Below are 25,625 nucleotides of genomic sequence, written 5' to 3'. Positions count from 1 at the left end.
CAGCGGCAACTCGGCGGGCCGGTGGGGTCAGGTGTCGGCCCGGACGAAGACGGGCTTGAGGTGTTTCTCCGGCAGCGCGGTCGGCAGGTCCTCCCAGTCGATGACGTGGGAGACCACCTTCTCCGGGGCGACCGTGCCGGAGGCGGCGAGTTCGAGGGCGTCGGGGATGTGGGCGCGTACGTTGTCGCGGGCGATGCGCAGGGTGACGCCGTTGAAGTACATGTCGAGCAGGGGCAGCTCGCCGGGGCGGAAGTGGTTGCCTGCCGACTCGCAAATCCCCTCCGGGGTCAGGGATTTGACGGTCAGGCCGAGCTGGTCGACGCGTCCGGTGGCCTCGACGGCGATGTCGTAGCTCTGCGGGGTCGGGTCGAGGGCTTCGGCGGTGGCGGCCCCCAACGCGGGGGCCGGTGTGCCGAGGGGTCTCGATTCGGGCCCGAGCTGTGAGATCGCAGGGTCGCCGGCCCCATGAAGCTGCTGCCTGGCCCTCACCCTTCTGTCCCTTGGGCGAGGTCTTGATACCGAGAAGAAGGCGCCCAGTTCTGGCTTCAGTTCGCCGCCGGCGGCGGCCAGGCCACCGGCGCCATCTGCCTCTACCCCTTACACCTGACCCGCGGCGAATGGCGCGACGCCACGTTCTGGGCCCGCCAGATCGAACCCCTCGAACGCGAACCCTGCCAGTACGCACCCATCCCGCACGAAGTCGTCGACACCACCACCGGTCCGGGCGGCGCCCTGACCGTCTTCCTCGATCTGCCCGTCGACGCGGCCGCCGTCCCCGAAGACGCCGTCAAGGACGCCGTCGACGACCTGGCCGTCGACCGCATCGACGGCCTCGGCGCCATCCCGCGGCCCAACGCCGATCTCGCCCACCAACTCGAGGACCTCGTCACCACCCACTGAGCGGCCTTCGGGACCTTCCACGCCCATGGCAGCCAGGCGCGACGGGCGGACTACCAGGACTGATACCAGCTCACTCTGCTGTCGGGGGTCTGAACGGGGCTCCATACCCGTTCGGCTGGGCCGTGCTGGAGCAGGTCGGTCAGCGGGGCCGTGAGGACGGGAACCTCCTGGAGGAAGCCGAACAGCGCCAGATCCCGTGCGGCCGCGCGCAGGGCGCTGATCCGGTTCTCGATGCCGGCGGGGCCGATGCCGTCGAGGACGAACAGCAGCCGCGGGAAGAGCGGGTAGCGCCGCCGCCACTCCTCCATCGCAGGGTTCTGGAGGGTCGCCCGGCGCCCCGGGACCGTGGGCACAGAGGAGCGGAGGCGGGCGTAGGCGCTCAGCTTGGCGGCGAGCCGTTCGGGCCCGTCGTGGCGCGGTCGACTTCCACGAACGCTCGCAGCATCGGTCCGCCGTCACTGCTGACCGGGCCGCGCTGGTAGTAGAGGAGGGCGTCGGGGGATGACGGCCTCGCCGTTGCCGATCGGGTGGTGGACCTCGGTCATCCAGTCCAGTGGTTGGCACAGGTCGCGACGGCGGCGCGCGTCCTGGAGAAGGCGAGCGCGGTCTCGGTCACCGTCAAGGCGTGGCCCACCTTGAGGCGTACGGCGGTCGGATCGGATGCTGTCCGCGAGGGCCGGTGCCCGCGCAACTCGGGCCACACGCAGGCGAGCCGCGGTCGAGGGCGACCGTGGCCAGCGCCTGGACCACCAGAGTGGCCGCGTAGATACCGCGTGCTCCGTGCCAGTCGCGGGCCACGTTCAGCGCGGTATCCAGCCGGCGGGTGCTGGCGACCACACACAGCGTGTACGACGCGTCCTCCAGCTGGCGCCTGATCTCTTGACGGGTCTGCGTGATCAGGCGGGTTCATCAGGGGAGGCCGACCGCTCCGCTGCCTGTGCCCGGTACTGCCCCGGGGTAGTACCGAATTCTCGGCTGAAGGCATGTGAGAGGGCGTACGGGGTGCCGTAGCCGACGCGGCGAGCGACGGCGGCCAGTGGGTCCGGGGTGTCGCGCAGCAGGGTGGCGGCGGAGGTCAGGCGCCACCAGGTGAGGTACGCCATCGGCGGGCGTCCTACCAGGGTGGTGAAGCGGCGGGCCAGGGTGGCGCGGGACACGCCTGCCTCAGCGGCCAGGCGGTCGTTGGTCCATGGGGCGGCCGGGTCCGAGTGCAGCGCCCGTAGGGCGGCGGCCGCCACGGGGTCGCCCAGTACGGTCGGCCAGGTGCCGCTCGTGCCCTGGGCTGCCCAGGAGCGGATCATATAGACGAGGAGGAGGTCGAGCAGGCTGGGTACCGCGATGCAGGCGCCGGGTCCCTGTGTGGCCAGCTCGTGGCCCAGCAGGTCGACGGCGGCGCGCAGTTCGGGGTGGGCGCCCACTCGGTTCGGCAGGTGGACCACCTTCGGCAGTTCCGCCATGAGCGGGTGCATGTGATTACGGTCGAGCCGGTACTTGCCGCACAGCATCTGCACCTCGACAAAGGTGGCTCGGGGACGGCGCGGCCCTGTGTCGTCGAGCCATCGCTCGAACGGCACCGCCTGTTTCACGGTCGTCGCATCGGCGGGGGCGTCGGCGAGCACGTGTCCTGTGCCGTGCGGCAGCAGCACCACGTCACCCGCGCTGAGTGAGACTGGCGAGCCGCCGTCGGGCAGCAGCCAGCAACTGCCCTCCAGGATCACGTGGAAGCCCGCACCGTCGTAGGGGGCGAGCCGCGTGCACCAGCTCCCGCTCACCCGCACCCGGTTTGAGGAAGGCCGACCGACACGTACCGCCGAGACTGCGTCGCTCACCACATCCACCAAGCCAGGCTACCGATATTGTCAATGGTGAGGCGGATGCGTATCTGAATGAGTCAAACAGGCATTGAGGGGCTCATCTGGCCCCTCCTAGAGTCGACGGCATGAAGAGCGAGATACTGAAGAGCATCGTGCTCGGCGATGTCGAGGTCATCCGAGTCGTCGAGTGGCAAGGGGCGTTCGCGCCGGCACGCGGCCTGGTTCCGGAGTCCGGCGCCCAGGTGTGGAAGGGTAACGAGGACTGGCTGGCGCCGGATCACTGGGAACCGGACAGCGACCGGGCGGTGGTGGCGCTGCAGACCTGGGTGCTGCGCAGCGGCGGACGGACCCTCTTGGTCGACACCGGGGTGGGAAACGGGCGCGAGCGGCCCGGCTCGGCGAAGTTCCACCACTGGCAGGGCGATTTCCTGGGCCGGCTGGCGCGGGCCGGAGTCCGGCCGGATGACGTGGACGTCGTCGTCAACACCCACGTCCACGGTGATCACGTCGGTTGGAACACCATCGGTGTGGACGGAGGGTGGGAGCCCACGTTCCCCAACGCCCGGTATCTCATCCCGGCCGCGGACGACTTCCACTTCGGACCGGACAACTCGTACGGGAACGGCCTCCGCGAGGATGACCGGCTGATCTACGAGGACAGCATCATGCCCGTCCACCGGGCCGGACAGACCGTCCTGTGGGACGGCACCCACCGCATCGATGAACACCTCACTCTGGAGTCTGCGCCAGGCCACACACCCGGCTCATCCGTACTTCGGCTCGCATCCGGGAGCGACCGGGCGGTCTTCGTCGGCGATCTTCTGCACAGCCCGGTGCAGATCCTCACACCCTCCTGCAACAGTTGCTTCTGCCTTGACGCGGAACAAGCAGTGGCCAGTCGCCGGCGAATCCTCCAACGAGCCGCCGACGAAGGGGAACTGGTCGTCCCCGCACACTTCGGCGGGGCGGGTGCCGTGGAAGTCCGGCAAGAGGGCGACGCGTTCACCCTCGGGCGGTGGGCGGCCTACGGTACGGAGTAGTCGCGTCAGTCACAGCAACTACGGGCCGCGACCATTGCGCACCCAATCTCGGAATTGCGCATCCAGTACGCGGAGGGGGTTGCGTCCAGGGAAGTGGTGTACGGGTTCGACCTGATCCGGGGGTTTGCTCCGGCATCGGGATGGTGCCCGCATAGATGAACGGCCACCGGCTGGTCTTCGAAGTGTCGAAGCCTCGAAGGAGATCAGCACGATGACCGCACCTGACAGTCTGCCCCTGCACGCCCTCGCCGAAGACAACCTCGCTGCGGCGAGTCCCGATCTGCTGCGCGCGATGGTCAAGACGTTCGCCGACGCGCTCATGTCCGCCGAAGCCGATGCCCTTTGCAACGCCGAATACGGGCAGGTCAGCGACGAACGCGTCAACCACCGCAACGGATATCGCCCGCGCGAGTGGGACACGAGGGCCGGGACCGTCGAGCTCGCCATCCCCAAGCTCCGGTCCGGGAGTTACTTCCCGCACTGGCTGCTGGCGCAGAACCACTTGAATGCGCGCAGCTCATCAAGGAGTTCCTCCCGAACCGCCCTAACGAGCTCGTGCATGGTTGGCGGTGAGACGTCGAGACTCCTGCCAAGTCGACGCCGGCCGCGCGCAGTCCTGTAAGCAGGCCGGCCTGCCAACCGACGCCGACGGCGCGCCCTCCTCCGAGGACGAGAATCACATCCACGGACTGGGCAAACTCCGCTACGTCGTCGAGCAGACCTTCGCCCTGCTGCACCAGTTCGAACGTGTTACGAGCTCTTAGGCAAGAACGGGGTCAGGATCCGGGACTCCGCCGGCGGGCCCGCGCTTGCGGCATACTCCAACGCGACGTTCACAAGGCGAGACGCTTCAGCGACCTCAAACCGGATGAGCCGATCATCCATTGCCGCGTCAAAGATTTTTGCTTCGGAGCCAGGTGCGGACGGCTTCAATGTGTTCCGTCTTGCGCTCCAGCGGCAGCCAATGTCCGGCAGGCACATCCGTCACCGTGAGGTCTGCGCAGGCCGCGCGCATCGGGTCACCTTGGCGATTTCCCGTGATGGTGCAGATTGCGTCCCACTCACCGTTGATGAACAGCACCGGTTGCGACAGGCGGCCGCCATTGGGCGCTTTGCGTGCATAGGCGATGTTGGCGTCGTCGTTCGTGTACCACGCGGAGGGGGGACGAAAGCCGTGAGCCTTGAATGCCTGTACCAGCACCTCGAAGTCCGCCGGCGTCCAGAGGGCCCGGTCGGCCGGAGTCGGCGAGGCGCGGTGCGCGGCGCCGAAGCGCCCGCCGTTGCGCGTGACCGTCGCTGTCGGCGAAACCTTGCCGATCGCGGCGGGGCTGCCGGGCCGATAGATGGAGGCGAGCGTCGCCGCTTGATCTGCGTCGAGGTCGGCGACCGCTGTCTCGAAATGCGTCGTGTAGTAGCGGTAGTAGTCCCACTGGCCATCCGGATACTGGTCGGCCGGGTAGATCGCCCGGTCGACCAGCGGTACGAGGGTGGCCAGGCTGTTCGCGTCAGGAAAGTACGCCCACGAGGTCAGCACGACGCCACGGCAGCGCTTTGGCTCGTGCGCGGCCAGTGCGCCGACCACCATGCTCCCCCAGTCGTGGCCGACCCAGACCGCAGTCCTGCCGCCGAGGTGATCATGGAGCTCCACCATGTCCGCCACGACTTCTTCGATGGTGTAGGCGTCGTTGGCCGCCGGGGCGGAAGACCCGCCGTAGCCGCGTAGATCGGGAGCGACGCAGTGCCAACCGTCGGCGGCGAACGCGTCCATCTGGGCGCGCCACATCAGACCGATGCCCGGCCACCCGTGGAGGAAGATCATCAGCGGTCCGTCGGCCGGCCCGCACTCGATGTAGTGCGTCGTCTGGCGACGCGTGCCGAAAGTACGCGAAACCACCATCATGGCCTTGCCCGCCCCGTGCTCTTCCTCGCCGACCCGCCGGCGCGCCCGGACGATCCCTGCGACCATCGCGATCAGAACCAGCGCGACCTCCAGTGCCCCGTAAGTGACAGCTGTTGGCTTGAGCCCGAACCGTTCGACGGCAAGCCCGGCCGCGAGCGCCGGCACACTGAACGCGAGGTAACTGACGATGTACATCGTCGCGAACACTTGCCCTCGCTGGGGGGTCGGGGCCACCTCACCGAGGGCGTTGATGGCGAAGCGGAACGACGCGCCGAATCCGAATCCCGCGATCACCGACCCGACCACGTAAAGGGGCAGCGCACTGTTCAGCATTGCCGCGATCGTGACCAGGACGCCGAGGGCGAGAGGTCCGTAGCCGAACCACTCGCGAGATTTCGGCGGGAGGACTGGCGAGACAGCGGTGCCTGCTATCCCTGCGGCGAAGAACACTCCCAGCACGATGCCCACGACAAAATGACTGTGCACATCGAGGACGATGCCGAGCACGGATGACCCGAGTGACAGATACAGTCCGGCAAGTGCCCACGTCGCGCCGATCGACGGAAGCAGTGCGAAGAAGGCCGGCCGCGTGGCCTGCGGAAGCCCGGCGCTCGGCAGCAGCAACCGCCAGACGGATCCCCGGGATGTCGACTCGGGACGAGCGCGTTCGGGAATCAACCACACGAGCGCTGCAAGCACCAGGTAGACCACGGCGAGGATCCAGAAAACGAGTTCGCGAGGGAGGGGTGCGAACTCGACCAGGGCGCCGGCGAGGACCGCCCCGGTAGCGATTCCGAGTGCAGGGACCGCGCTGCTGACGATCGAGCCCAGCCGCGGGTTCGGCGCCGAGTCCATGATCATGGCGGTCGTGGTGCCGGTGGCGGCGCCGACGGCGAAACCCTGAACGATCCGTGCGGCCATCAGGCCGCCGGTTCCTCCGGCGGTCGCGAAGAGCAGCATGCCCAGCGCGAGAAGCACCAGGGCTGCGGAGGCGACCGGCCGACGTCCTACCCGGTCGGAGAGCGAGCCGATGGTCAGCAAAGCGGCGAGCAGCGCCAAGACGTACACGGCGAAGATGGCTGTCAGCGTGAACGGGCTGAAGCCCCAGAGACGCTGATAGACGGGATAGAGCGGCGACGGCGCCGAGGCGGCCGTCAGCGCTGCGGCGCCGGCGGCGCCGGCGACGAAGAACGACACTGGACGGTTGAGCATGAGACCTCCGCCTAAAAGCAATGATCTTTGCTTTGTCCACTGTAGGCCACGAACTGGCAAAAGCAAGAATCTTTGCTTATGCTCGTCGTATGTCGAGTCGAGCAACCGCCAGTCGTCCCGGAGGGCGGAGCGGCCGAGTGCTGGCTGCGATCTACACGTCGGTCGGCGAGCTCGTGGGTGAGGGTGCCGAGAAGATCAGCTTTCCCGTCATCGCCGAGCGGGCCGGGATCAATCCGACAACGTTGTACCGACGCTGGGGCGACGTCAACGCGCTCCTTGAGGAAGTCGCGGTCGCCGTTTTGACGCGAGACGGTGAGTCGGTACCCGACACTGGATCGCTCGAGCAAGACTTGACGGAGTGGGCGGATGTGATCGCCCGCGACATCACCCGTCCCGAGCGAGTCCGATATCTGCGCGCGATGGTGTCGGCCCGTGTCGAGATCGTTTCGATCTGCCCGGTCACGGAAAGGCGGCGCGAGCAGGCATCGGAGATCGTGCGGCGTGCCGGCGAACGCGGAGAGGCCACACCGACAGTCCCGCAGATCCTTGACCACATCATCGCGCCGCTGTATTACCACGTGGTCTTCGCGCTGGACGCCGATCCTGCGTACGCGCGGCGGCTTGTCCACGATGTGCTGGCGATGGTCCGCTGAGCCCGTATCGGGCTCCGAACATCCCCGCGGGCAGCGTGTAGTGCGCCTGCGGGCCACCCCCGACCGCGATCGACCGCCCCACGCCGCCGGAGGGTATGAAGCCGCAGAGACGGACAGTCGAGTGCTCTGCCCCACCGGGTACGAATAGCGCTTACCCGGCGAAGCCACCTCAAAGCGAGGCATGGGCAAAACGTATATACCGAAAAAGAGCTATGTGAACGCCCACTCAGGTGAGCTGGTGTTCGGTCAGGCTGCGTGCGGTCTGCTCGATCGCGTCGGGGATCGATCGCAACGGGTGTCCGAGGAGGGTCTCGGCGGTGGTGCGGTCCAAGCGCTGTTTCTGGCCGATCAGCCATCGGTTTTCGCGCAGTTGGGGCTCGAACCCGCTGGCGAGCCAGGTGAACCAAGTCGGCATTGCCCGTGCGGGCATCTTCCGGCTTGCTTCTGGAAGGCGTTCGCGGATCACTCTGGCAACCTCGATGAGCGACATCGGGTCGGTGGCGATGATCGTGCGGCGACCGGCTGCACTCGCGGAGGTCATCGCAGCGATGTGGGCGTCGGCGACGTCCCGCACATCGACCCACGGAAGCCGAAGGTCGGGGATCATCGGGAGTGCCCCCGACATGATCTGTTGGATCGCGGTGACTGAGGTGCCAGGATCGTTCGTCAGGAGTGGCCCGATCACCGCGCCCGGGTTGATGGCTGCAAGCCGGTCCGGGACCCCGCGTTGCTCCACGAGCTCTCGGGCGGCCCGCTCGGCCTTGACCTTCGAGATGGTGTACGCGTTGAGGCGCGGATCGTTCGGGTCGGTCCAGTCGGCGTCGGTGTAGATGTGCCCTTTGGGTGCGCGGGCGAATTGCATCGTCGCCAATGCCGAGGTCATGACCACTCGCTCCACGCCCCCGTCCAGCGCCGCTCCGACCGCTCGGGTCGCCCCCTCGACGGCGGGACGGATCAGCTCGTCCGGGTCTTTCGGTTTTGCCAACACGAACGGGGAGGCCACATGCAGTACGTATCGGCATCCGTCGACCGCTTCCGCCCACCCCTGATCGGACAGCAGGTCGAGCCGGCAGATCTCGAGCTTTGCGGTGTCGACGCCCGCTGCCGCCATCGCCGCATGCACCTCGCCGATACGAGAGCGCGACCTCACCGAGCCACGTACCGCGTATCCGCGCCGCAGCAGCTCGGCTGCGATGTGACCACCGATGAACCCCGAGATGCCCGTGACCAGCACCATGTCCGTCATATCCACTCCCGCCCATCATCTTGACAGTGAGCAGTTTACGAAGCGTCTACTCGCTGTCAAGATGACGGGATGGGCAAGGAACCACTCACCGGGGATCAGTACCATCACGGCAACCTGCGCGCTGCGCTGCTCGACAGCGCGCTCGTTGTGCTGACCGAGAAAGGTGTCGCCGGGTTCAGCATGCGCGAAGCCGCACGGCGGGCCGGGGTGTCGCAGTCTGCTCCCAAGCATCACTTCGGTGACGCGCGCGGGCTCCTCGGTGCGCTCGCGACCCGTGCGTACTGGCAGCTCTGCGATCGGCTCGAATCACTCGAACTCGCTGGGCTCGATGTGCGAGGGCGCGTCACGTGCATCGCTGCGGAGTATGTCGCCTTCGCGGGTGAGAACCGTGCTCTGTTCGACCTGATGTGGCGGATGACGCGGTTCGACTTCACCGCACCCGAACTGGCCGAGCAGAAGCACCGCGCCCTCCGCGCCCTGGATCGAGGCCTGCGCGGCGAGGACGCCGAACCGGCGGCTTGCGACGCCGACCCCGCACTGCTGCCGAGCTACGCGGTCTGGTCTATGGTGCACGGATACACGACCCTCGCCTTGGAGGGTGCAATCGACAGCAGCAACCCGGATCCCCTGAACAGCGACCTGCTTCCCACCATGCTCGCGCTTCTTGACGTGTCCGGCCCTCAGCCACGGCAGCTGTAAGTCTTGATCATCCGGCTCCGGTCATGTGGTCGCCGCCGCGGTGATGTTGTTCCATCGGCGGTGGGCCTCGGTGGCCTGGTGTCGGTGGTGACGGCGTCAGACAGACCAGTGCAGGGGGTGCTCGAGGTCGCGGCGGGGCGTGGGGAGTGCGGTGATCCGCGGGACGGCCAGGAGTTCGCGGCCGCTGGCCGGGGCGAGTTGAAGGCCGTGTTCGATTCCGTCGACGGTGCGGGTGACGGCGAGGACGGCCGCAGCGAACAGGCTGACCAGGCTCAAGCGCATCCAGGAGGTCCAGCAGGTCACCTGGCCCTGGTCGAGTCCGGCCAGGCCCTTCGCGCCTTGGAAATCCTCCTCGATCTTCCAGCGGGTGCAGATGATGTTCACGAGGACCGCAAGGCTGACGGGGGTGGTGGGGTGGCAGCGGTGGAAGGACGGTACGCGGGTGTATCGGTGACGGCGCACGACGAGGAACGCGTGCCCGGCTGGCAGCCCCGGAAGAGCAGCAGGCGGTGGGCCTTGACCCAAGGGCGGGTAGTTAGCGTTTTCGCAGGTCACGCAAGTGGGGTTGGGGACCATGGGGTTGCGGCGTAGAGGCCGGGGCCAAGTTTGTGGATGGGTCCGCTGGCGGCCCACCGATTCAGTTGTCTGTACATGGTCTCCAGGGTGATGTCGCCGAAGTGGGCGGCGATGTCACGGGGCTGCCAGAGACGCGTGGGGTCTTCGTGGAGCAGGGCGGGCCAGGATGCGGTGTCGGCGCCGCGGGGCTGGGGCGGAGTGAAGGTTTTCCCGCGGCCCCTCACGCACCAGCCGCGCGGCGGCACTGTACAAGGGCCCGAAGTCCTCGAACGACGCGAAGCCGGCGCCCATACCCGGGGGATGTTCACCGCGTTCGCCTGCATCCGGGTCCTGGACGATGGCAAGGCCCGTGTCGGCGTCGACGGCGGCCGGGGAAGACGGTGTGTCTTCGTCGTTGCTGGTTGTGCGGTTTCGGCGCATCAGGCGCTGGATGAACTGCCGGGCGTGTCCGTAGGCGTCGTCGACGGTCTTGGGCGGTCGACATCACGCCGTACGGGGGCCGGAGGAGTGTGGGCCGGGCTCCTGTGATGTCGGCGACGGTGTCTCGGGCGCGGGCGAAGTCGTCGTCGGTCGCGCGTGGGCGCGCAGGAGCAGTGGGCGATGCGTTTGGCGGCTGGGCACAGGTGGCCTGCACAGCGCCCTGGCGGCAGCAGAAGGCTGTGCGCTATGCCCGTCGGTCGAGCGCCGTGTCCGACCTGCTCCTGTCGGGGCCGGTCGGACACGGCGACGCACGGGGAACTCGCCCGGGCTACACCTTGCCGTCCGCGAGCTTCCACTCCCGGTGCAACGCGCCCAGGGGGATGGGGTGTTGGAGGACAGGGGTGCCAAAGACGGACAGCTGGAGCACCAGGGTGCCGCTCAGGTCGACGCCTCCGTAGAGCGTCCAAGCACCGGTCACTCCGATACCGGGCTTGGTGTCGGAGCCGACCGGGATGGTGCCGGTGACTGTGCCCGCGGCTTCGGCACGCAGGTAGGGGGCCAGGTCGGCGGAGATGCCCACGGCGCCGTACAGGCCGACGGAGGGCTGTACTCCGAGGGCCGCCTTCACGCGTCCGGCGGCCGTGACGGACGTGCGGACCGGAGCGCTTGCCATATGGGATTCGCTGACTGGTGTCCAGCCCTTGCCCGTGACGAAGGTGCCGCCCGCCTTGAAGTCGCCCTTGAAGTTCTGCTGGACGTCGGCGGTGACGCCGCCGTCCGCACTGACCTCGAAGTAGCAGGTCAGGTCGAGGTTCACCACGACGGGAACGGGGCCTACCTGGATCACGGGGTCGGCGTGCAGCTTGGCGAACGGCACCCGGAACGGCTTCGCGGAGGCGGCGACGCGCCCCTTGAGCGCCCACTGCGAAGACCAGTCACCGGAGACGCCCAGTGAGGCCGCCCCCGGTCCGGAACTGATGGAGCCGGCCGAGGCCCCTCCGTCGTAGGAGAAGTCAACCTCGGGTGCGACCTGGACGAACCCGGACACCGATGCCGCCGCCGAGGCCGGTGCACCCTCGGCCGTGGCGACCTTCGCGGAGATGTCGACCCGAAGGCTGCCGAGCGGCATCCTCGTGCCCTCGGGACCTGAGTGGATGTCTCCCGTCTTCGCCCAGGAGACCTTCACGTCAGGCAGCAGGCGCTCGATGTCGAAGGAGGCGGGGTCGACGGGGACGGTGCCCTTGGCCCGGCTGTCGCCGAGCACGGAGTCCAGGGTCGTAGGTGCGGTCTGCACCTCGGTGCCCTCGGCCGTCTCGTCGATCACGTTGGTGACCTTGACGAGGAGCCCGTCCGGTGCGCCGGGCGCGGGTGCGCTGGCGATGACGTCACCGATGGCGGCAGGGCGGGGGGCCGCGGTGCCGCCGGGCGTCACGCTCGGCGACGGCGAGGAACCCCCGCCGCCGGCAGCGGATATGACGGCCCGTCGGGTACGGCTGTCGTACGAACTGACCTTGAGCGAGGTCTTGCGTGCTCTTCCACCGACCGTGCCGGGCCGCGCGACGGCCGTCGAGGCGGGCGCCGCCGCGGGGGCGGCGGCCACGGCGAGGGGCTGGTCCTTGTCCGCCGTCCCGGAGGTGCCGGCGTCCGGGATCCGTTCGGCGGCGGGGGAGTGGGAGCCGGGGTCTGCGGAGCAGCCGGCTGCGAGGAACAGGGCGGAGGCGGCCAGGGCGGGCACGAGGGCGCGCAGGGGCCGCTTGCGAGTGCGCAAGATCAGTCCTGAGGGGGGTGGAGGATATCGTTACCGGTGAGTAACTATCAATTGGGTGTGAGCATGTCATGAGGGTTGACGGGTCGCCACTCCATCCGGAGTGACCTGCAACACGGCCACAGAGACCGAACTCTCGTGACGGGGAAGCAAGTTGATTTCTTGTCAGGCAGTGACGTCGGGCGGGGTGACGTTGACGAATCCGCGCGCCAGGCTGTGTGGAGGAGCACCGGAGAGTTCGAGACCGCCTACCGCCACGCGGTCGAGATCTGCTCACCAGAGACGGTGCCCGACTGCACACCAGCGGCGCTGTGGGTTCTGCTCGACCTCGTCGAGGCGGCCGTCCGCGCCGGGGGACTCGTCCGACAGGGCACCGGCGAGCAGGCTCCTGGTGGTCCGGTCGTCGCACGACCGGGTGCGTCGGGTTGCTGATGTTCTCTGGCCGGTGTGCCGATCGGACCGGGAGTGTGGCCGGTCGGCCGACGCGGTGTCGCGGTGGGTGCCTCTAGCGCCGTTCGGACCAGGCCACCGCGTTTTCGAGGGGAATGTTCGATGGATCAGCCAGGGACGACCGCACCACACACCTACGCCACGGCCGTGATCGGGGCGACCATCGAGTTCGAGCCGGATGTCATGGACCTCCTCGTGGGGGCACTGCGCCGTGGGGTCAGGCACGAGTTGCCGGCCGTGGGGACGGACACGCTGCTGGGAGAGCTCGTGATGGGGGACACGGACGCCGGTGCGGCGATCGCCCCAGGGATGCGGAACGCCGGTTCACTCAGCGGCATGATCTCCGGCCGGGCGGGCCGGGGTTGGGTGAGCCACGACGAGGCCTACGATGCGCCGGTCGCGGCCTGCGTGGAAGCCGACGGGGTGGAGGTTGATGCCGCCTGGCGTGAGGCGGGATGGCGCTTCGGCCTCGGCTCGCGCGGACCCGCTTCGCAGAGCCCGGGATGACCGGGGCCATGCGCCAATGCCTGCTCCTCGCACTCAGGTCGGCCCGCGCCGAGGGGACGATCTCGGTGCGCTGCCGCGATGTTGCCCGTGCCCTGCTGGACCTGCCGGGCAGCAGGGCACGGGAGGCCCTGCTGCTGCAGAAGCTGGATACGGCCGCTGCGGCAACCAAGCTCGACGCGCTGGACGCGAGCGCCCCGGCACGGACCGAGGGGCCGGAATCCCGCGGTGTCACCCTTCTGTGCCGGGCCGGAATGCTGGGCAGGAGCGGTATCCGCCTGACACGCGCGCTGACTTCGTGGACCTCCGGTACCTTCGTGAACGGCTCACCGCTACTGTTCGCGGTGTCGGTGGAGGCCGTGCGGCAAGCGGTACGGTGCGGGCGCGCGGCGGCGGAGCCGGTGGATCTTCTGCTGGGGATACTGGCCCTGGACCGGGCCCTGTCCGTTGCCGGGCAGTCGCTGCCCCGGAGTCTGTTGGACGCCAACGCTGCCGCGGCCCTTATGCGCCGGCACGGTGTGCGGCAGGATTCTGTGGTCTCCTCGGCTTCGGCGATCCCGTCCGCCGTCGTTCCTGACGGTGACCCGGTGCGTCTGTCCGCTGCCGCCGACCGGATCATGGCGGTCGCCCGGCTGTCCGCCGCCGAGCACGGTTCGCCCACGGTCGGGACGCTCCACCTGTTGTCCGCGCTGCTCGACGAGCCGGCGGCGGACGCGGAGGCCGGGGATGGCGGTGCGATCGTACGGCTGCTGGCCGCCGGCCAGGTGGACATGGCCGCACTGCGGGCAGAGTTGAGCCTCCGGCTGGACGCATGACACCCGGGGCCCGCCGTGCGGCGACCACGACCACCGCGGCTACCGTTCTGCCCGGGAGATCGACGGTGGCCGGGCAGGGGTGATGATGAGTCAGGTGTCCGAAGACGCACAGCCGCCGCGTCGGTCCGTGCGGCTGGCGCGCACGCTGACCGGCGTGTCGGGGTGGGTGCGCCGGGAGGCGGCCGAGGGCTGGGCCGCCGCACGTACCGCTGAGCGTCGTACGGTCGTCGGCGAGGCGCTGGCCAGTGTTCTGGCGGCAGCTTTCTGCCTGCTGCCGCTGCTGACGGTGCCCGTGGAACGGCCGCTGTCAGCGGTATTGGAGGGCGTATGGGGAGGGCAGCCGGAATACGCCAGAAACGTGCCGTAGGGATCAACCCCGACGGCGGGCGGCGGGGTCGCGCTCAGCGACGTGCCGGGCGACCGCGTCGACGCCGGGGCGAGCGTAGCGTTCCAGGGACCGTACGGAGGCGTGGCGGGAGCGGGCCAGCAGCATCGGCGTGGACGTGCCGTTCTCCGCGTCGTGCGTCAACGCATTGTGCCTGAGCCGGTGCAATGTCCATCCCGCCAGGTCCTCGACGTCCTCGGGCCGGGCAAGCGGGTTCGCCAGCAGCCGGGTGGACTCTCGAAGATCTCCTCCCCCCGGCGGTAGGAGAGTCGGGCCCGGCTGGTCTCCTCGCACACGTCCAGCGTCGCGGTTCCGGCTGGGGCCTTGCGACCGGTCAGGAACAGGGGCCCGCGGGTGCGGCCGGCGATCAGGCGGGGCAGGAGCTGGGCGGTGCCGGACTGCCAGTGGATCCACTCGGTCGCGCCGCCCTTGGCGGTGATCTTGCCGCGCTTGTCCTGCGGGTACAGGTCTTCCACGTTCAGGCACAGCACCTCGTCGGCCCGTGCTGCGGACTCGTAGAGCATCTTCCAGAAACAACTCGCCGTGACGACTCCCCGTGATCGCTGACAGATCCGCGAAGTGGCATCGTAGGGCGATGTGAGCTGGGACCACTTGGACGGTGGAAGTGGGGACGTGGTGACGGCTGCGAGGGCGTCCTCAGGTGACCTCGCCGAGATCATCATTGAGCCGTGCCGCGGCTTCGACGCTCGACGGCCGGCTCGCGACAAGCCGGGCCAGGTGTGCTTCAAGAGCCTCGAGTTGCTCGGGCCCCATATGCGCCGCCCAGCGTTCGCGCACCTCGTCGAAGAGCGAGGCGCCGAGCGTCATCATGTCGTGGCCGCGGTCGGTGACCTGGAGCCGTTTGAGGCGGCCGTCGCTCGGGTCGGGCTCCCGTTCGACGTATCCGAGCCTCTCCAGTGCGGCGATCGTCCTGGCGGCGCCCTGTTTGGAGACCGAGAGTCGGCGGCCGAGCGCCGAGGCCGTGTCCGCTCCCTCGTCGATGGCGCGCAGGGCGAACTCATGTGATGCACGTACGCCCGGGTGCCCGCGGTGCGCCAGTTCGCCGTGCACGTCGTCCACCATCGACTGGAAGCCGCCGAGAAGCAGCAGCGCGAGTTCAGCGCCCGGTGAACGTGCCATACGGCGAAGCATACGAGAAGTGAAGGTCGACAATCACGTTGTCGACCCGTAGATTGACAACTATGTTGTCGATCGAATCCAGGAGAACGATGGACCCCATGACCGGCGGCGCCACCATCCCGGGCGTCGAACACCACCAGGTCAGCGTGAACGGGACCGAACTGCACTACATATCGGCCGGGACCGTCGGCTCTCCCGTCATGCTGGTCCACGGCTTCCCCGAGACCTGGTGGGTCTTCCGCAAGTTGATTCCCCTGCTCAGCGAGCACCACCGCGTATTCGCCCCCGACCTTCGCGGCTTCGGCGACTCCGCCACCGCGACCACAGCGCACGACAGTGTGACCGCGGCCCAGGACCTGAGCGAACTGATCGCGCGGCTCGACGCGGGCCCCGTCCACCTCACGGGCCAGGACATCAGCGGTCCCACCACGTTCCGCGTCACCGCCACACGCCCCGACCTCGTGCGAAGCTATGCAGCGATCGAGACCGGGCTGCCCGGGTTCGGTGTCGAAAGGCTCGCGGACGTCGCCCACGGCGGTGCCTGGCACATCGGCGTGCTCGCCGCCCCGGGCATCCCCGAAATGCTGCTCGCCGGCCGAGAACGGGCATTCCTCGCGCAGTACGCGATCCCGTCGCTCTGCGTGGCCCCTGACGCGTTCACCGACGACGACATCGACGAACTCGTCCGCTCCTACGCACGACCCGACGCGTTCAACGGCGCGGCCGGACTGTATCGATCGATGCTCCGCGAAGGCGAAGAAATCCGCCAACTGGCATGCCGGAAACTCACCACGCCCGTGCTCGCCGTCGGCGGCAGATCGGGAGAGTTCACTCCGGCGACCCTGCGTCAGGTCGCCGAGGACGTCAGCGCCCTCTCCCTCGACGGGATCGGCCACTACGCGGCGATGGAAGCCCCCAACAGGCTCGCAGACGGCCTCCTGTCCTTCTACGAGAAACTCGACAACCAGGAGTAACGCGGGCCGGCCCACGATCACATCCACCCTGGCACCGCAAGACCCGAGGTGGGGCCGCTGAACGCCGCCCTAGCCACTCTTCCCCTTCCCCCTGCTTCACCATCAGGTGAATGGTGGTGCCGTGGCCAAGTTGATCCGACCCGAGTCCGGTGCGATGTGCACCCAGAACCGTTTGACGAGGACGAATGGTGAGGACCACGTCCGTTCGGTTCAGCGTCAGTGGACGCTGAACCGAACGGAAAGCCACTTACCCACCCATCCAATTACACCGTGACCTGCGGAAAGAGGATGTGACACAGCTTCTGAGAGCCGGTGGCGCAGCGGCGGGGACGGGGGAGTGGTACTGCCGTTCCTACCCGTGCGGCTGGCGGCCGGTGTACTGCCGAGGGGATGATCAGATCAGCGGGGGACGCGGCGGGATCGTCGACCGTGGGCATCTGACGTTCGGCACTTCACGTGCGGCGATGGCTCCCGCGCTTTCGCCGCGCATCTCGTGTTCGCCTCGAAAGCCGGCTCCGATCGCGCAGAACGGACACCGTCATGACCATGGCCTACCTCGCACAACCCGAGGAGCAGCAGAAGCTCGAATGGCTGGACGGCGGGCAGTTCGCCGTCCTTTTGGACAGTGCGGCCACCGCCGGCCAGTTGACCGTCGGACGGTTCTCCGTCAGCAAGGGGGAGGCACCGCCGTACCACACGCACACCCGTGAGGACGAGGTCTTCATGCTGATCAAGGGCAGTGCGCTCCTGTGGTGCGACGACCAGGAGATGGAACTGTCGGAGGGAGGCATCGTGTTCCTTCCCCGCAACGTCCCCCACGGCTACCGGATCACCTCCGACACCGCCGACCTGCTGATGATCGCCACCCCGGCCGGCATCGAAGGCATGTTCCGCCACGCCGGACGGGACCTGTCGACCCCGCGCCCCGAAGGCTTCGAGATCTCACGGGACCTCATGGCCGAAGCGGCCGACATGTACGGCCAGATCATCGTCGGGCCGCCGCGCTGACCGTCGGCGGGTCCACAGCGGTCCCCCTGCCGCCCCCATCGGAACGACGAAAGGCACCACCATGTCCCGGCAACAGCGCCAGGCCCTCGACGAACTCCTGCGGCACGGACCGCTCGACCTCGGAGGCGATGTCGCCGAAGCGCGTGCCGTCTTCCACGGCATGATGACGTCCATACCGCTGCCCCCCGACGTCTCCACCAAGGAAGGCGAGTTGGGCGGTGTACCCGTCGTCACCGTGGCGACTCCGGACAACGACTCGGCGACCGTCGTGCTGTACCTGCACGGCGGCGCCTACGCCATTGGTTCGGCGGCCGACGCAGCGGGGCTGGCCGGCGATGTCGCCCGCCGCACCGCCGCACGCGCCGTCTGTGTCGACTACCGGCTGGCTCCCGAACACCCCTTCCCCGCCGCCGTGGACGACGCCCTGGACGTCTACCGCGCCCTGCTGGACGATGGCATCCCCAGCTCCACGATCGCTTTCGTCGGTGAATCGGCGGGCGGCGGTCTCGCCGTCGCGACCCTGCTCGCCGTCAAGGACGCGGGATTGCCCCAGCCCTCGTCGGCCGCGGTCTTCTCCCCGTGGGCCGACCTGAGCGTGTCCGGCGACAGCGCGGTCGGCAAAGCGGCCGTCGATCCCGCGCTGACCCCGGAAGGCCTGCGCACACGCGCCCGCGACTACCTGCGCGACACCGATCCCACCGCGCCCCGGGCCAGCCCCGTCTTCGCCGACCTGACCGGCCTGGCGCCCCTGCTCATCCAGGTCGGCTCGCACGAGATCCTGCTGGACGACGCCGTACGGCTGGCAGCCCGCGCCGCCGAGCACGACGTCCACGTGGAGCTGCAGGTCTGGCCCCAAGTGCCGCACGTCTTCCAGGCGTTCGCCCCGATGCTCGACGAAGCCGATGCCGCACTCGACGCCGCCGCCGCGTTCACCCGCGCGCACTGGTCCACCGGCGCCACCACCGACACGTCCGGTGAGGCCCTGCGGGCCGGGGCGACGTCGTGACCCACCACAGGCGGGCACGAGGAACCGTCGAGTAAAGACTCCGTTGTACGGCAGCGGAAGCACCCCGCGGTCCAGGACATCTGGACGACGATGAGCTGCATGGCAACGACGAACCACTTCGGCGTCGCGCTGCGGGGCTGGCGTGAGCGTGTGTCACCGCGGGACACCGGGCTGGAGGCGGACGGGGACCGGCGTATCCCCGGACTGCGCCGGGAGGAACTCGCCCGGCTGGCGGGCTTGTCGGTCGACTACGTGGTCCGGCTGGAACAGGGCCGCGCTCGGCACCCCTCGGCCCAGGTGGTCACCGCGCTGGCCAGAGCGCTGCGCCTCGACGCGTCCGAGCGTGACCACCTGTTTCGCTGCGCCAACCTCGCGCCGCCCTCCGCCGGGAACGTCTCCCGTCACGTGCCCGTGCGGGTGCAGCGGCTGGTGAGCCGGTTGGGAGGGAACCCCACCGCGGTCTTCGCGGCCGACTGGACGCTCATCGGCTGGAACGCGATGTGGTCCGCCACGGTCGGCGATCCCCGCACGTACGGTTGGGAGGCGCGCAATCTCGTCGACGGCATGTTCCGGTCGAGGGTCGGACGAGGGCGGGGACCGATCGCGGGCTGGCCCGTTCGGTCATGGGAGGGCGACGAGGTCGAGGAGGAGGACCTCGTCGCCGACCTGCGCGTGACAGCGGCCGCCCATCCCGAGGACGCACGACTGGCGGCCTTCGTCGACCGCCTGCTGCGCAGCAACCCGCGCTTCGCCCGCCTGTGGTTCAACGGCAGCGCCCGCACCCATGTCGGCGACCGCAAGACCGTCGAGCATCCCCAAATGGGAGACATCGCGCTCGACCTCGATGTCCTGCTGGCCGCCGGCACCGACCTCAGGATCGTCACGTACACGGCGGCGGCCGAGACGACCGACGCGGAGAAACTGGATGCGCTGCGCGCTGCCTGTCCGGTACCGAGTGGGAGCCCGGTGGGGATCGTTGCGTGAGCGGCTTGATGCTGCGACGGAGTGCGCCGCAGAGGTGGCGGGGACGGCCCGCCTGGTGGTTGTTGAGAGCTGGTCGACGAGAGCTGTCGCTTGAGGCGTGAACGTGCCCGAGTGATAGAGGGGCGTCGGGATCTGCCGCGCTGGTCAGGCGGCCTGTGGCAGCACGTAGCCGTGGGCGATGTCGCGGCGTTCGGCGGGGCGGGCCTTCTGGCGGGTCAAGCGGCGGCTCATGAGCGTGATGCAGGCCCAGGTGATGAGTGCTTCGCTCATCTCGGGGAGGCGTTCGTGGTCGCGGCAGTGGCGGCGGGCCCTCATGATCCACGACCAGGATCGTTCAACTGCCCAGCGGCGCGGCAGAACGATGAAGCCCTTGGTGTCCGGCGGGCGGCGGACTGTCTTGACGGTGATGTCGAGGTACTTCTTCGCCCAGGGGATGAGTCCGTTCTTGGCGTAGGCGGAGTCGGCCCAGACGATGGCGATCTCCGGGTGCATCAGCGCGAGGCGGAACAGTAACTCCCGTGCGGCCAAGGAGTCTTGGGCGTCAGCGGGGGTGACCATGACCAGCAGGACAAGGCTGCGGTGGTCACAGATGAGGTGCCGCTTCCGCCCATTGATCTTTTCCGCCGTCCCACCCCCTCATGGCCGGCGTTCGTGGACGGAGTGGGAGGCGACGGACAGTTGATGACATGACCGGCGCGGCTCCCCCGTCACGGCGTCGCGGGCCTGGGTTCCCCGGGTCCGTGCACCGCCGCCTCGTGGAGCTTCTCCATCTCCCAGCAACCGGCGGCGTCCGGCTCGTTTCCTGGGAACATGACAACCACACTGCCGTCCCGCGCCATCACGGTTATGCGCGTCCCCCAGTCGGCACTCTCCCCGCTCCCGCTCCGCCATTTCGTGCGGTGAATGGTGAGCTCGGTCCAGCGATAGGCCCGCAGGACGTCGCCGGTGGCCACCACGACTCCGAGTTGGAAGCAGTACAGCCGAGGGGTGGGGCCGCCCGTGCGCCGCTCGTACCGGGACACGAAACAGCAGCCGATCATGAACACGGTCCAGAGTCCGCTGAGCGGGGCGAACCAGCCGTGCAACCAGCCACCCTCCCCCTTGAAGATGTGCACGAGATCGACCGTGGTGCCCCACCCCTGCAATACGCCAAGGGGCCCGAAGAAGACCCAGGCGTGCGAATAGGCAGGGCACGCGAACCTCACATAACTGCCGTAGTCGGCGTCCTTCCCCATGGTCAACGCCTTGTCCCGTTCGCGCACAACACTTCCCCCGGTTCTTGAAGCCCTGGACGGTTCAATGCCCGGCGAGAGGGGCCCCGAAGCTCAAGCCTCGATCGCTGCCGATGGGATGGCACACCCTGCGCGCGCGACGTCCTATCTGCGACGGCCGGGCTGAATCACGGAACGCAGGCGATGCGTTCGAACGCGTCACAGTCACGACCGCGTGCCTGGTCGTGCCCTACAAGACTTCCATGACTGCGTCCACCTCGACAGCGACGTACGGGTCGCCCCGCCGGTGTGCGACCCCCTTCGACCATGCCCTGGCTGGAGTTGAGGATGAGGGAGGGCGGGATGGGCGGAGCGGACGCAGCCGGGGATCGGGGCGCGCTCACCCGTTGCGCGTCGGCGGGGCCTCCGCGCCCGGCCGCCGTCAGCGCGGCGGCGACGTCAGGCGGGGGACGTCGGCGGGGGAGAGGTCGGGGCGGGCACGGTGCCAGCGTGCGGGGTGTCGCCACCGGCCGGAGGCGTCGCGGGCGACGTCGACGCCGACTTCCACCACCAGCTCGGGTTCCACCAACGTGACGTCAAGCTTTTCCTGGCTGCCCCACCCGGCGGAGAACGACCAGCCTGTCCACGGATGACCGCGCCGCCCCGCAGTGAGCAGCCCGGCGATCGCCGCGCCTGCCGCCTGAGCGAGGGAGGTGGTCCGGCCGACGTACTGAAACCGTCCTTCGTCGTCGTGCCTGCCGAGCAGCAGCGTGCGGGGAACCGACAGAGATCCCGTGATCGCGCCGACGATCGCCTCGCTCGTCTCGCGGACTTTGTGTATTTCTCCCAGCCCCTCACCGACGGGCGGTAGACATCGTCAAGCCTCTTGAAGACCACACCCTCCATCCCAACCGACGCCCACGTCAGCCACTCACGCACGACGTCGGCCTCGGTGGTCGACGGACACAGCGCCCACGGCGCCGACGGCCGGCGAACGGCGAACACGGACTCCAGCGCGGCCCTGCGCCGCCGATACGGCCACCCGGTCGTGTCCGTCCCGGACAGGCGCAGCAGAACGAGGGCGGAAGCGCGCAGGTTCGCAGGATCTCGGTCCTGCGGAAAGGGGAACTCGCAGGTCGCGGCGGATGCGTGTGTAGTCGGCAGGCGGGTGGGGGCGGCGGCCCTCTCCGCGGCGGACAGCGACCCGGGTCTGCAGGTGGTCGGCCATGGCGTTGGGGAGCTGTCGAAGCTTGGCTTCGATGGCCTGACGGTGCCAGGCGTCTGTGCGGGCGGCGTCCAGGCGGGCCAGTGACGGGCTGGCGGCCGTTCCTTGCCTCCCAGGGGCGGAGCATCCCCTTGTGCCGGCCGAGTTCACCGGTGGTGCCGGGCACGAGATGTACGGGGTGCCGCGGTCACCTGGCGGCGGCCCAGGGTGCCAGGCCGAGCTTCCGAAGTGCCGATCGCGCGGCATGGTGACCGCACATTCCGTGCACGCCTGCCCCCGGGGGTGTGGCTGCCGATCACAGGTAGATTCCCGGTATTCCGGTGGCGTACGGGTCTGGGGCCAGGCGCGGGCGGAATGCCGTCTGTGCCGGGGAGTTGGCGCCCGTGAGGACGTCTCCCCCGATGTAGTTGGGGTTGTAGGCCTCGAGATCCGCCGGGGAGCGGGCGGTCAGGGCGATGACGTGGTCGCGCACTTTGGGGGCGTACTGCTCGATGCGGTCGAGGATGGCGGCGGTCGCATCGTCGTCGTAGCCGTGGGGAACGTGCGCGTAGGCCCAGACGAGGTGGGCGTCGCCCACCGAGCGCGCGGGGTCGGCGACGTACTGCTGGCAGACGAGCACGAACGGACGGCGGGGCATCCGGCCGCTGGCGACCGTCTTTTCGGCGTCGGCGACCTCCTCTGCGGTTCCGCCGAGGTGGACGGTCCCCGCCGAGCGGCACACCTCGGCACGCCAGGGAATGCGGCCTTCGACCGCCAGGTCGATCTTGTATGCGGCGGGTCCGTGACGGTAGCGGGTGTACGCGCGTCGCACAGGGGCGGGCAGGCGTGTGCCGCACACGGCCGCTGCCGCGCGTGGGGTGAGGTCGAGGAGGACGGTCCGGGCAGGAGGCAGGTCGCGCAGGGAGCGCACGGGAGATCGCGTTTCGATGGTGCCGCCGAGTTCGACGAGGCGGGCGGCGAGGGCGTCGGTGATGGCCCGAGAGCCGCCGCGTGCCACGGGCCAGCCGTGCCGGTGTGCGGCAGCGGGAGCATGAGGCCGATCGCGGAGCTGGCGGTGCCGGTCAGGGGGCGCATCGCATGGGCGGCGGTCCCCGCGAACAGGGCGCGTGCCGCTTCTGTCTGCCATCGGCGGACGGTCCGCAGGGCGGAGGGAGCCGCCAGCAGGGCGAACTTGGCTGTCAGGACGGGATGTCGGGGCCCTCGCGTCATGGGACGCATCAGGTCGTCAGCCAGTGCGTCGAAGCGAGTGGTCAGTGGCGCGAACAGGCGCTGCCAGGCGGGCCCGTCGGCACCCAGGTTCCGCACGGTGACGGCCAGGTCGCGGTGCAGCACCGCCGTGCAGCCGCCGTCGAGGGGGTGGGCGAGGTCGGTTGCGGCGTACGCCCAGCGAAGTCCGTGGCGTTCGAGATCCAGGGTGCGCAGGTAGGGGGATACGAGGGCCATGGGGTGTACGGCCGCGCAGTGGTCGTGCAGCAGGCCGGGCACGGTCAGTTCGCCGCTGCGGGTGCCGCCGCCGATGGTGTCGGCGGCTTCCAGGACGGTGACGGTGAGGCCGGCTTGGGCGAGCGTGACGGCGCCGGCGAGGCCGTTGGGGCCTGCTCCCACGACGAAGGCGTCAGCGTTCACTTCAGGGTGCCCTTGGTGTGCCGGAACCAGCGCAGGTAGCCGGGGGTGGGGGAGCCGAGACCCGTGGCGTCGTCGTAACCGGGGTGGGCGTGGAGGCCGAAGTCGTGGCCGAGTGTGTAGAGAAGGTGGCGCTGTTCGCCGGTGGAGGTGTCGGGGCCTTCGTCGCGTACCACGGTCAAAGGTGGCGTCCCGGCTTTGGCCGGCTGATCGGTGATGTCGTGGAAGAGGTGGGCGTGGGGGAGGGCGTACAGGAGCGGGTTGGCGAAGCCGAGTCGGTGTCCGCAGGCCTGCTGCGCGTCGGCCTGGATGGCGGCGAAGGCAGGGGTGGCCGCCGATGTGCCGCCGAATCCGATGAGGTGGAAGGTTTCGGCGTCGGTGAGGCCGATCAGGACGGGCAGCGCCCCGTCGCCTTCCAGCGACACGTCGGGGGTGGTGCGGTGTCCGGTGCTCCCCGGGACCCGGTCGTGCTGGTACCAGGGCTGCGGGAAGTCGCTCACGCCCCCTCCGCCTCCGAAGGTGAAGACCCCGGGGACAGGTCCCCAGGCGGTGCCGTTGTCGGTGAGGATGGACAGCTCGTCGCCCATGCTGGTCTCCCAGGCGTAGTCGCCGTGGCGGTCGAGGGCGAGGGTGGTGCCGCCCACCGAGGTGAACCACGGGGATCCGCTGGGGAAGTCGGCCTGGGCCTGGGTGGTCTTGGGGTCGCAGTTGACGCCGGTCTGGGCCGCGTCGGGTGAGGAGTCGCCGCAGTCGCCGGCCGCGAAGTAGACGCCGATCCCTTCGGCTGCGACCTGCTCGAACAGTAGGTCCCACGCATCGATGAGGGCGGGTGTGAGGTGTCCGGGCTCGGAGTGGATGATCTCTGCCCACGAGTTGGAGATACCGTCCGCCCGGCGGCCGTCGATGACGTACGACTCAGCGTCCATCATGTCGTTGTCGAGGCAGGAGTCGGCGCCGACGTAGAGGATGTCTGCGTCGGGGGCGAGCCCGTGGGCAAGGTCGATGTCGAGAGCCTGCTCGCCGGCCCAGGTGCCCGGGGGCGCGCACGCGTCGCTGACGTGCCAGTCGGCGGGGGTGACGTGCTGGCGGTACTGGTGTGGTCTGAAGGCGTGGTCGCCGGTGATCTTCGCGTGGCGGTCGGCATCGGCGGGCATGTCCGGTGACCCGTAGGCGTCCACGATGGCGATGGTGGAGCCGCGCCCGGTGGCGCCGCGGGCGGAACCGGCACCGTAGGCGTGGCGGAGCTGTGCGGGGGTGTAGGGGCAGGGCGCGTACGCGGGGGTCTTGCCGTAGGCCTGGGGGAATCCGGTGGCGGGTTTCTGCCCGAAGTGGCCGGAGCAGACCGCGCCGTCGGCGGCGACACCGAGGGCGGGGGTTGGGGTGTGGTTCGACAGGGGCCGGGCGGCGCCGGGGGTGGAGAGACCGGACACGCCGAGCAGGGTGGTGGCCAGGGAGGCGGGCACACTGAGGTCGCCGGCGGGGGCCTGGCTCGTGCCGCGGCCGGTTCGGTAGCGGTGCAGGCTCGCGCCGAAGGCCCGTCGCACGGCGCCGGCGGTGCCGGTGATCTTCACGTAGTGGGTGGTGCGTTGGGTGACGGTGAGCCCGGAGGCGTGCAACCATGCGGTGACGCTGGCGAGTTGTGCGGCCGTCGGGCCGAAGCGCCGCTGGTATGCCTGCGGGGTGAGGTAGTGCCGGTAGTGGGGGCTGTGTGGGTCGCTGACGTCGCGCAGGAGGTCGGTGAGGCCCTGCGGGTCACGGGAGTTGAGGTAGAGGCGGGCGCTGACGTGCTGATCGCCGGGGACGGGCCCTGCGTCGGCGGCCGCGGTGGCGTATGCCGGCCGGGACCCGGTTAGGGGGTGGCGGTGGTCGGCGGAGTGGGCGGTGGCGAGGGGCGCCGTGCCCAGGAGTGCGGAACAGGCCGCCGCAGCGACGTAAGGGCGCAGGCGACGCCCAGGACGTATTCGGGCAAGGAAAGACAAGAAGGGGTCCCTTCGGGACGAGGCGCTGGACGGCGCGCGGAGCTGGGCAGGGCAGGGCGGCGCGGCTGCTCGAACGCGCTGCCCGCCGTGGTGATG

26 protein-coding genes and 4 pseudogenes are annotated in these 25,625 nt (G+C 69.3%); 11 read left to right on the top strand and 19 right to left on the bottom strand.

All coding sequences use genetic code 11. The annotated features are described in order from the left end of the window. Positions 1-27: 27 nt before the first annotated feature. From OG841_RS00485 to OG841_RS00465, 5 genes are all read right to left on the bottom strand, one after another. Positions 28-396 (bottom strand): hypothetical protein, encoded by a 369-nt coding sequence (locus tag OG841_RS00485; RefSeq protein WP_371562446.1) that lies wholly within the window; start codon positions 394-396, stop codon positions 28-30. A gap of 201 nt (positions 397-597) precedes the next feature. Beyond that, positions 598-927, bottom strand: a complete 330-nt coding sequence (locus OG841_RS00480) for a hypothetical protein (RefSeq protein ID WP_365121828.1) — start codon at positions 925-927, stop codon at positions 598-600. 23 nt (positions 928-950) lie between these two features. Next, entirely contained in the window at positions 951-1,208 is a 258-nt protein-coding gene (locus tag OG841_RS00475; RefSeq protein WP_328643358.1) for a hypothetical protein, read from the bottom strand. Positions 1,209-1,518: 310 nt separating this feature from the next. Continuing rightward, a complete protein-coding gene (locus OG841_RS00470) occupies positions 1,519-1,797 on the bottom strand; it encodes a DUF5133 domain-containing protein (protein ID WP_371570502.1) in 279 nt (92 codons plus the stop codon). After that, positions 1,797-2,738 (bottom strand): AraC family transcriptional regulator, encoded by a 942-nt coding sequence (locus OG841_RS00465; protein WP_328643359.1) that lies wholly within the window; start codon positions 2,736-2,738, stop codon positions 1,797-1,799. Before OG841_RS00465 ends, OG841_RS00470 begins: the two co-directional genes overlap by 1 nt. A 101-nt stretch (positions 2,739-2,839) precedes the next feature. Here OG841_RS00465 and OG841_RS00460 point away from each other — a divergent pair, with 101 nt between their 5' ends. Beyond that, positions 2,840-3,754 (top strand): MBL fold metallo-hydrolase, encoded by a 915-nt coding sequence (locus tag OG841_RS00460; protein ID WP_371562440.1) that lies wholly within the window; start codon positions 2,840-2,842, stop codon positions 3,752-3,754. A gap of 211 nt (positions 3,755-3,965) precedes the next feature. Beyond that, positions 3,966-4,244: pseudogene (locus OG841_RS00455) on the top strand (transposase); the annotation flags it as partial. A gap of 402 nt (positions 4,245-4,646) precedes the next feature. Here the strand turns inward: OG841_RS00455 and OG841_RS00450 are convergent. Beyond that, positions 4,647-6,866: an alpha/beta fold hydrolase gene (locus tag OG841_RS00450; RefSeq protein WP_371562437.1), complete on the bottom strand. Its 2,220-nt coding sequence runs from the start codon at positions 6,864-6,866 to the stop codon at positions 4,647-4,649. Between the two features lie 137 nt (positions 6,867-7,003). Between OG841_RS00450 and OG841_RS00445 the strand changes: the two genes are divergently transcribed. Next, positions 7,004-7,519 carry a TetR/AcrR family transcriptional regulator gene (locus tag OG841_RS00445; protein WP_371562434.1) on the top strand — a complete coding sequence of 172 codons (516 nt, stop codon included), beginning with the start codon at positions 7,004-7,006 and terminating at the stop codon, positions 7,517-7,519. A 226-nt stretch (positions 7,520-7,745) separates the two neighbouring features. Here the strand turns inward: OG841_RS00445 and OG841_RS00440 are convergent, their stop codons facing one another. Continuing rightward, the gene (locus OG841_RS00440) at positions 7,746-8,765 is read right to left on the bottom strand and encodes an NAD-dependent epimerase/dehydratase family protein (RefSeq protein WP_371562431.1); all 1,020 of its coding nucleotides are present in this window, start codon (positions 8,763-8,765) and stop codon (positions 7,746-7,748) included. A 69-nt stretch (positions 8,766-8,834) separates the two neighbouring features. Between OG841_RS00440 and OG841_RS00435 the strand changes: the two genes are divergently transcribed. Then, positions 8,835-9,464, top strand: coding sequence for a TetR/AcrR family transcriptional regulator (locus OG841_RS00435; protein ID WP_328643365.1), 630 nt, complete (start codon positions 8,835-8,837; stop codon positions 9,462-9,464). 96 nt (positions 9,465-9,560) lie between these two features. Here OG841_RS00435 and OG841_RS00430 read toward each other — a convergent pair whose 3' ends face one another. Together OG841_RS00430 and OG841_RS00425 are read right to left on the bottom strand one after the other, a co-directional pair. After that, the gene (locus tag OG841_RS00430; protein ID WP_328643366.1) at positions 9,561-9,926 is read right to left on the bottom strand and encodes a hypothetical protein; all 366 of its coding nucleotides are present in this window, start codon (positions 9,924-9,926) and stop codon (positions 9,561-9,563) included. A gap of 862 nt (positions 9,927-10,788) precedes the next feature. Beyond that, positions 10,789-12,228 (bottom strand): hypothetical protein, encoded by a 1,440-nt coding sequence (locus OG841_RS00425; protein ID WP_371562427.1) that lies wholly within the window; start codon positions 12,226-12,228, stop codon positions 10,789-10,791. A 549-nt stretch (positions 12,229-12,777) separates the two neighbouring features. Between OG841_RS00425 and OG841_RS00420 the strand changes: the two genes are divergently transcribed. The 3 genes from OG841_RS00420 to OG841_RS00410 all read left to right on the top strand — a co-directional run bounded on the left by OG841_RS00420 (position 12,778) and on the right by OG841_RS00410 (position 14,361). Continuing rightward, positions 12,778-13,182, top strand: a complete 405-nt coding sequence (locus OG841_RS00420) for a hypothetical protein (RefSeq protein ID WP_328643368.1) — start codon at positions 12,778-12,780, stop codon at positions 13,180-13,182. Continuing rightward, a complete protein-coding gene (locus OG841_RS00415) occupies positions 13,179-13,994 on the top strand; it encodes a hypothetical protein (RefSeq protein ID WP_371562424.1) in 816 nt (271 codons plus the stop codon). Before OG841_RS00420 ends, OG841_RS00415 begins: the two co-directional genes overlap by 4 nt. Before the next feature lie 94 nt (positions 13,995-14,088). Continuing rightward, positions 14,089-14,361, top strand: coding sequence for a hypothetical protein (locus tag OG841_RS00410; protein WP_328643370.1), 273 nt, complete (start codon positions 14,089-14,091; stop codon positions 14,359-14,361). Between the two features lie 3 nt (positions 14,362-14,364). On the opposite strand, the gene OG841_RS00405 is transcribed toward OG841_RS00410, so the two are convergent. The 3 genes from OG841_RS00405 to OG841_RS00395 form a co-directional block, all read right to left on the bottom strand. Beyond that, a complete protein-coding gene (locus OG841_RS00405; RefSeq protein WP_328643371.1) occupies positions 14,365-14,523 on the bottom strand; it encodes a PmrA in 159 nt (52 codons plus the stop codon). Beyond that, positions 14,520-14,903, bottom strand: a complete 384-nt coding sequence (locus OG841_RS00400; RefSeq protein ID WP_328643372.1) for a hypothetical protein — start codon at positions 14,901-14,903, stop codon at positions 14,520-14,522. The genes OG841_RS00405 and OG841_RS00400 overlap by 4 nt, the downstream gene beginning before the upstream one ends. Positions 14,904-15,036: 133 nt before the next feature. Beyond that, a complete protein-coding gene (locus OG841_RS00395; protein WP_328643373.1) occupies positions 15,037-15,519 on the bottom strand; it encodes a MarR family winged helix-turn-helix transcriptional regulator in 483 nt (160 codons plus the stop codon). A gap of 89 nt (positions 15,520-15,608) precedes the next feature. Between OG841_RS00395 and OG841_RS00390 the strand changes: the two genes are divergently transcribed. The 4 genes from OG841_RS00390 (at position 15,609) to OG841_RS00375 (ending at position 19,491) form a co-directional block, all read left to right on the top strand. After that, positions 15,609-16,493 (top strand): alpha/beta fold hydrolase, encoded by an 885-nt coding sequence (locus OG841_RS00390; RefSeq protein ID WP_371562418.1) that lies wholly within the window; start codon positions 15,609-15,611, stop codon positions 16,491-16,493. Positions 16,494-17,033: 540 nt separating this feature from the next. Next, positions 17,034-17,501, top strand: coding sequence for a cupin domain-containing protein (locus OG841_RS00385; protein WP_069764746.1), 468 nt, complete (start codon positions 17,034-17,036; stop codon positions 17,499-17,501). Between the two features lie 61 nt (positions 17,502-17,562). Next, on the top strand, positions 17,563-18,507 hold the full coding sequence (locus OG841_RS00380; protein ID WP_371562414.1) for an alpha/beta hydrolase: 945 nt from the start codon (positions 17,563-17,565) through the stop codon (positions 18,505-18,507). 99 nt (positions 18,508-18,606) lie between these two features. Further along, positions 18,607-19,491 carry a helix-turn-helix transcriptional regulator gene (locus OG841_RS00375; RefSeq protein WP_328643376.1) on the top strand — a complete coding sequence of 295 codons (885 nt, stop codon included), beginning with the start codon at positions 18,607-18,609 and terminating at the stop codon, positions 19,489-19,491. Between the two features lie 210 nt (positions 19,492-19,701). On the opposite strand, the pseudogene OG841_RS00370 reads toward OG841_RS00375, so the two are convergent. From OG841_RS00370 to OG841_RS00340, 7 genes and pseudogenes are all read right to left on the bottom strand, one after another. Then, a pseudogene (locus OG841_RS00370) lies at positions 19,702-20,128 on the bottom strand (transposase); the annotation flags it as partial. A 70-nt stretch (positions 20,129-20,198) separates the two neighbouring features. Beyond that, positions 20,199-20,726: a hypothetical protein gene (locus OG841_RS00365; protein WP_365121851.1), complete on the bottom strand. Its 528-nt coding sequence runs from the start codon at positions 20,724-20,726 to the stop codon at positions 20,199-20,201. Positions 20,727-21,144: 418 nt separating this feature from the next. Continuing rightward, entirely contained in the window at positions 21,145-21,468 is a 324-nt protein-coding gene (locus tag OG841_RS00360) for a hypothetical protein (protein ID WP_371570499.1), read from the bottom strand. A 131-nt stretch (positions 21,469-21,599) separates the two neighbouring features. After that, positions 21,600-21,716, bottom strand: a pseudogene (locus OG841_RS00355) (ATP-dependent DNA ligase); the annotation flags it as partial. Positions 21,717-22,222: 506 nt separating this feature from the next. Then, positions 22,223-22,924: a phytoene desaturase family protein gene (locus tag OG841_RS00350; protein WP_365121887.1), complete on the bottom strand. Its 702-nt coding sequence runs from the start codon at positions 22,922-22,924 to the stop codon at positions 22,223-22,225. Positions 22,925-23,370: 446 nt separating this feature from the next. Continuing rightward, a pseudogene (locus OG841_RS00345) lies at positions 23,371-23,532 on the bottom strand (NAD(P)-binding protein); the annotation flags it as partial. 17 nt (positions 23,533-23,549) lie between these two features. Then, positions 23,550-25,529, bottom strand: a complete 1,980-nt coding sequence (locus OG841_RS00340) for a S53 family peptidase (RefSeq protein WP_371562409.1) — start codon at positions 25,527-25,529, stop codon at positions 23,550-23,552. Between the last annotated feature and the right edge of the window lie 96 nt (positions 25,530-25,625).

Origin of the sequence: Streptomyces canus (genome assembly GCF_041435015.1) — a bacterium.
In the GTDB taxonomy this organism is placed as follows: Bacteria; Actinomycetota; Actinomycetes; order Streptomycetales; family Streptomycetaceae; genus Streptomyces; species Streptomyces canus_G.
The sequence above is the reverse complement of the archived record's forward strand: the minus strand, read 5'-3'. Positions and strand labels throughout refer to the sequence as shown.

Bases quoted from the DNA above. Each gene is read 5' to 3' on its own strand.
- OG841_RS00480 (WP_365121828.1), bottom strand. From the start codon at position 927: ATGGGCGTGGAAGGTCCCGAAGGCCGCTCAGTGGGTGGTGACGAGGTC.
- OG841_RS00475 (WP_328643358.1), bottom strand. From the start codon at position 1,208: ATGGAGGAGTGGCGGCGGCGCTACCCGCTCTTCCCGCGGCTGCTGTTC.
- OG841_RS00460 (WP_371562440.1), top strand. From the start codon at position 2,840: ATGAAGAGCGAGATACTGAAGAGCATCGTGCTCGGCGATGTCGAGGTC.
- OG841_RS00450 (WP_371562437.1), bottom strand. From the start codon at position 6,866: ATGCTCAACCGTCCAGTGTCGTTCTTCGTCGCCGGCGCCGCCGGCGCC.
- OG841_RS00440 (WP_371562431.1), bottom strand. From the start codon at position 8,765: ATGACGGACATGGTGCTGGTCACGGGCATCTCGGGGTTCATCGGTGGT.
- OG841_RS00435 (WP_328643365.1), top strand. From the start codon at position 8,835: ATGGGCAAGGAACCACTCACCGGGGATCAGTACCATCACGGCAACCTG.
- OG841_RS00420 (WP_328643368.1), top strand. From the start codon at position 12,778: ATGGATCAGCCAGGGACGACCGCACCACACACCTACGCCACGGCCGTG.
- OG841_RS00415 (WP_371562424.1), top strand. From the start codon at position 13,179: ATGACCGGGGCCATGCGCCAATGCCTGCTCCTCGCACTCAGGTCGGCC.
- OG841_RS00400 (WP_328643372.1), bottom strand. From the start codon at position 14,903: ATGCTCTACGAGTCCGCAGCACGGGCCGACGAGGTGCTGTGCCTGAAC.
- OG841_RS00395 (WP_328643373.1), bottom strand. From the start codon at position 15,519: ATGGCACGTTCACCGGGCGCTGAACTCGCGCTGCTGCTTCTCGGCGGC.
- OG841_RS00390 (WP_371562418.1), top strand. From the start codon at position 15,609: ATGGACCCCATGACCGGCGGCGCCACCATCCCGGGCGTCGAACACCAC.
- OG841_RS00385 (WP_069764746.1), top strand. From the start codon at position 17,034: ATGACCATGGCCTACCTCGCACAACCCGAGGAGCAGCAGAAGCTCGAA.
- OG841_RS00380 (WP_371562414.1), top strand. From the start codon at position 17,563: ATGTCCCGGCAACAGCGCCAGGCCCTCGACGAACTCCTGCGGCACGGA.
- OG841_RS00375 (WP_328643376.1), top strand. From the start codon at position 18,607: ATGGCAACGACGAACCACTTCGGCGTCGCGCTGCGGGGCTGGCGTGAG.
- OG841_RS00365 (WP_365121851.1), bottom strand. From the start codon at position 20,726: ATGGGGAAGGACGCCGACTACGGCAGTTATGTGAGGTTCGCGTGCCCT.